5 protein-coding genes are annotated in these 4,055 nt (G+C 66.5%); 3 read left to right on the top strand and 2 right to left on the bottom strand.

Going from position 1 to position 4,055, the window contains the following annotated elements; genetic code table 11:
• Positions 1-295: hypothetical protein (locus tag AC1D12_RS26935; RefSeq protein ID WP_477844075.1), on the bottom strand; the 295-nt coding region annotated here is incomplete at its 3' end.
• 54 nt (positions 296-349) lie between these two features.
• Here AC1D12_RS26935 and AC1D12_RS26930 point away from each other — a divergent pair.
• The 3 genes from AC1D12_RS26930 (at position 350) to AC1D12_RS26920 (ending at position 3,062) form a co-directional block, all read left to right on the top strand.
• Positions 350-841: an NUDIX hydrolase gene (locus AC1D12_RS26930; protein ID WP_477827529.1), complete on the top strand. Its 492-nt coding sequence runs from the start codon at positions 350-352 to the stop codon at positions 839-841.
• Between the two features lie 46 nt (positions 842-887).
• Positions 888-1,514 carry a LysE family translocator gene (locus AC1D12_RS26925; protein ID WP_477844073.1) on the top strand — a complete coding sequence of 209 codons (627 nt, stop codon included), beginning with the start codon at positions 888-890 and terminating at the stop codon, positions 1,512-1,514.
• Between the two features lie 216 nt (positions 1,515-1,730).
• The gene (locus tag AC1D12_RS26920) at positions 1,731-3,062 is read left to right on the top strand and encodes a glycoside hydrolase family 19 protein (RefSeq protein ID WP_477844071.1); all 1,332 of its coding nucleotides are present in this window, start codon (positions 1,731-1,733) and stop codon (positions 3,060-3,062) included.
• A 75-nt stretch (positions 3,063-3,137) separates the two neighbouring features.
• Here AC1D12_RS26920 and AC1D12_RS26915 read toward each other — a convergent pair whose 3' ends face one another.
• Positions 3,138-3,929: a PDDEXK nuclease domain-containing protein gene (locus tag AC1D12_RS26915; RefSeq protein WP_477844069.1), complete on the bottom strand. Its 792-nt coding sequence runs from the start codon at positions 3,927-3,929 to the stop codon at positions 3,138-3,140.
• Positions 3,930-4,055: the final 126 nt, after the last annotated feature.

Raw genomic sequence — 4,055 nt, 5'->3', positions numbered from 1 at the left:
GCCCGAGTGCGGCCCAGTAGCCGTTGACGACCGGGCACAGCGCGGCGCTCATCTCGCGGCCGCAGCCGTCGTCGACCTCGGCGCAGTCGCCGGAAGCCAGTACGGCGCATTGCGCGCCGTCGCTTGTCGTGCCGATGCGCTGCGAGCCCCACAGCCGCCACTCGGCCTCGGCGATCTGCACGGTCCGCGCGATGCGTTCCGGCGGCACGGTCGTCGGCGCGACCGGGCCGTGCGTGGCGCAGCCGGCGACGATCAGCGTGGCCAGGAGGACGAGCGTGCGGCTGGGGGTTCGCATCGCGGGATTGTGAGCCGCTACAGTGGCCGCCTTCTGCGCTACCCGGGTCCCACGATGAGCATGATTTCCTTCGATGCCGGTTCGCATCGCTTCCACCTGAGGGCCGTGGCGATCGTCGTCCGTGGCGACGACGTGCTGCTGCACCGGGCCGAGGGCGACGACTTCTGGGCCTTGCCCGGCGGACGGGTGGAGTCCGGCGAAGAGGCGAGCACGGCGGTGGTGCGCGAGTTGCACGAGGAACTCGGCCTCGTCGTTCAACCGGGGCCGCTCGTGCTGCTGGTCGAGAACTTCTTCGTCTACGGCGGGTTGAAGCACCATGAAGTCGGCATGTACTTCAAGGTCGAGGCGCAAGCCGGCAGCCGCGTGCTCACGGAGCCCGGCCCGTACCGGGGCGTCGAAGGCGCGCGTGAACTCGTCTTCGACTGGTTTGCGCGCTCGGCGCTGGGGAACGTGGATGTGCGGCCTTCATTCCTGGCGCAGACGCTGGCGGCGGACCGCATCGCCTTCACGCACGTCGTGCAGCGGGATCAACACCACAATCCCTGAACTCGGGCATCCCGCTACAGTCGTCCCACCTTCAGGAGATCCCCCGATGCCCATCGAAAACTGGCTTGCCTTCGTCGCCGCCTCCGCGGTGCTGCTGATCATCCCCGGCCCGACCATCCTGACCGTCATCAGTTACTCGATGGCGCAGGGGCGGCGCGCCAACGTGCCGCTGATCGCCGCGGTCGCGCTGGGTGACTCCACCGCGCTGGTCGTGTCGCTGCTGGGCCTCGGAACGCTGCTGGCGGCCTCGGCCTTCTGGTTCACGGTGGTCAAGTTCGCGGGAGGGCTGTACCTGCTGTACCTCGGCATCAAGCTGCTGCGCGCCGGCGTTTCGCCTGCACAGGCCACGGTCGCGCCGGCCACCGGCTCGCGCTGGAAGCTGTTCATCAACACCTATCTCGTGACCGCCCTCAACCCGAAGGGCATCGTGTTCTTCATCGCCTTCCTGCCGCAGTTCCTGCGCCCGGGCGTGAACGCCACGCAGCAGCTGTGGATCCTGGCCGTCACCTTCGTCACGATGGCCACGATCAACTCGACGCTCTATGCGGTGTTCGCCACCTCGGCCCGCGCCGCGCTCGCGTCGCCACGTGCGCAGCGCGGCTTCAACCTGGCGGGTGGCTCGCTGCTGTCGGCCGCCGGGGTGTGGGCGCTGCTGGCCAAGCGGCCGGTGTAGAGATTCCGACCGGTGTCGCGCCGCGCCTGCGGCGCGCTGGAGCGCGCCCTGCGCTCACGTTGCAAGCCGTTTCTTGCACGCTGTTACCCGCATCCGGTCGCCCGACCGGTCAAATGCGAGCGCTTTCACGATTGGCAGTCCGTGGGCGCAAGGAGCAGTGCGATCTCCTCAACAAACACCGGAAAGACAACCATGTTCCACAAGACAAGACGTTGGGTGGCTTGCATCGCAAGCCTGTTGATTCCGCTGGCCGGCCTGTGTGCCGCGCCGGCACCCGCCACCACGGTCATGAGCGCCGCCGCCGTCACGGCTGCGGCCTGCAGCTCGCAGACCTGGCAGTACGGCGTGTACTACCGCCTCGGCGACGTGGTCCGCTACCCGAACAACGGCAACTACTACAAGCTGGTCAACGTCGGCGGCAACGGCAGCGATGCCACCGACCCGACGATCAGCACCTGGTACTGGCAGCAGACCACCTGCGACAGCGGTGGCAGCACCGGCGGTGGCGGCGCCACGACGGTGACCTGGCAGGCCGGCGTGTTCTATCGCCTCGGCGACGTGGTCAAGTACCCCAACAACGGCAGCTGCTACAAGCTGGTGAACGTCGGCGGCAACGGCAGCGACGGGACCGACCCGACGATCAGCACCTGGTACTGGCAGCCGACCGCCTGCGGCAGCACGGGCGGTGGCGGAGGAGGCGGCGGTGGCGGCGGTGGCAACACCGGCGGCTGCACCGCGGTCGACTGGCAGGCCGGCGTGTACTACCGCCAGGGCGACGTCGTGCGCTACCCGGGCAACGGCAGCTACTACAAGCTGGTCAACGTGGGCGGCAACGGCAGCGACGGCACCGACCCGACGATCAGCACCTGGTACTGGCAGCCGACCACCTGCGGCGGCACGGGCGGCGGCGGTGGCGGCGGTGGTGGCAACACCGGCGGCTCGTTCATCGTCAGCGAGGCGCAGTTCAACCAGATGTTCCCGAACCGCAACGCGCTGTACACCTACGCCGGCCTGGTCAACGCGATGACCGGCTGGCCGGCCTTCGCGAAGACCGGCAGCGACACCATCAAGCGCCAGGAGGCCGCGGCCTTCCTCGCCAACGTGGCGCACGAGTCGGACAACCTGCGCGCGACGCGCGAGTACAACCAGGCGAACTGGCCGCTGTACTGCGACTGGAACAGCGGTTGCGCCCCCGGCCAGCAGTACTACGGCCGCGGTCCGATCCAGCTGAGCTGGAACTACAACTACCGCGCGGCCGGCCAGGCCATCGGCGTGGACCTGTGGAGCAACCCGGACCTGGTGGCGACCGACTCGACGATCGCGTGGAAGACTGCCGTGTGGTACTGGATGACGGGCACCGGCGCGGCCGGCGTCACGCCGCACAACGCGATGGTCAACTCGTGGGGCTTCGGCGTCACGATCAACGCCATCAACGGCTCGCTGGAATGCGGTGGCCGCCGGCCGGATGCGGTGCAGACGCGGATCAACTACTACCGCACGTTCACCGGCATCATCGGTGTCGATCCGGGCGGCAACCTGGGCTGCTGATCGCACGCGATGGCGCGGAGCGCGGGGTCTCAAAATCCCCGCGCTCTGCGCCGACAAGGTGATACCTGCTACCGCCTAAGAGCGGCCCTTCCGGGATTCGAGTCGCGCTCGCGACAACTGGGCAGCTTCCTGCAGTTTGCGTTGAAGTACGTCCTTGGGTGGCAGTGTCGTGAGGTACTCGGCGACTTGGATTCCGGTCTTGTCGAGTTCCAGCAGTTCGATGCGCCCCTGGTCCTTGCCGCTGCACAAGATGATGCCGATCGGTGACTCTTCACCGGTCCTTCGTTCGTGCTTGTCGAGCCAGCGCAGGTAGAACTCCATCTGCCCCTTGTGTTCGGGGCGGAAGCGTTCGAGCTTCAGCTCCACGACGACGAGTCGACGGAGTTCGCGTTGGTAGAACAGCAGGTCCATGTGAAAGTCTTCACCATCGACCGTGATGCGCTTCTGCCGGGCCAGGAAGGCGAATCCGCTGCCCAGCTCCATGATGAAGCTCTCTATCTCTCGCAGGATGGCTGCTTCGAGATCCTTCTCCTGGTAGGCGTCCTTGAGCCCGAGGAAGTCGAGCAGATAGGGATCTCGCAAGACCAGATCGGTCGAGACGAGATCTTCGTTGCGGAGGGCAGCGAGTTCGATTCGTGCCAGCTCGGCCGGTTTGCGTGACAGCGCCGTGCGCTCGTAGAGCAGGCCGCCGACCTTCTCGCGCAGCGTGCGAACGCCCCATCGTTGCGAGCGGCACATCTCCGCGTAGAACTCGCGTTGAAGGGGTTCCTTCAATGGCAGGAGTACGAGGAAGTGAGACCAGCTCAATTCTCGTATCAGTGACACGACAATCTGTTCGTCCGGAAACAGGTCGGCGAACTGGATCATCCGAGCCAAGTTCTTTTTTCTTTGAAGCTGGAGCCGTGCTCCTCGCTCAATTGTCGTGACAGTGTCACGACAATCTTCTCTCCGTAGCCTGCTCGGGCGCTTCCGAGCACTTCGGTACGGATGCGA

It is taken from the genome of Rhizobacter sp. P1_G5 (assembly GCF_056405435.1).
This window is presented reverse-complemented; position numbering and strand designations above follow the sequence as displayed.

Coding starts and splice junctions, on each gene's coding strand:
- AC1D12_RS26930 (WP_477827529.1), top strand. CDS start 350: ATGAGCATGATTTCCTTCGATGCCGGTTCGCATCGCTTCCACCTGAGG.
- AC1D12_RS26925 (WP_477844073.1), top strand. CDS start 888: ATGCCCATCGAAAACTGGCTTGCCTTCGTCGCCGCCTCCGCGGTGCTG.
- AC1D12_RS26915 (WP_477844069.1), bottom strand. CDS start 3,929: ATGATCCAGTTCGCCGACCTGTTTCCGGACGAACAGATTGTCGTGTCA.